Source organism: Sphingomonas sp. Leaf33 (assembly GCF_001421785.1).
Classification (GTDB): Bacteria; Pseudomonadota; Alphaproteobacteria; order Sphingomonadales; family Sphingomonadaceae; genus Sphingomonas.
The window spans coordinates 480-841 of record NZ_LMLB01000012.1 but is presented as its reverse complement, the minus strand read 5'-3'; the positions used below and the strand labels follow the sequence as shown (position 1 = coordinate 841).

Below are 362 nucleotides of genomic sequence, written 5' to 3'. Positions count from 1 at the left end.
CGGAATGGAAAGTCCGGCCATAGCAGGTGATAGCCCTGTATGCGAAAACAGACGTGTGGTACTAAGGTAGAGACAAGTAGGGCGGGACACGAGAAATCCTGTCTGAATATGGGGGGACCATCCTCCAAGGCTAAATACTCGTAATCGACCGATAGTGAACCAGTACCGTGAGGGAAAGGCGAAAAGAACCCCGGGAGGGGAGTGAAATAGATCCTGAAACCGCATGCTTACAAAAAGTAGGAGCCCGCAAGGGTGACTGCGTACCTTTTGTATAATGGGTCAGCGACTTACATTCAGTGGCAAGGTTAACCGAATAGGGAAGCCGTAGAGAAATCGAGTCCGAATAGGGCGAATCAGTCGCT

The 362-nt window shown here is 50.6% G+C and carries 1 rRNA gene (only partly in view); it reads left to right on the top strand.

The features are described 5' to 3' along the window. Positions 1-362: ribosomal RNA gene (locus tag ASE86_RS13205) — 23S ribosomal RNA — on the top strand (its annotated part extends past both window edges: 323 nt to the left, 479 nt to the right); the annotation flags it as partial.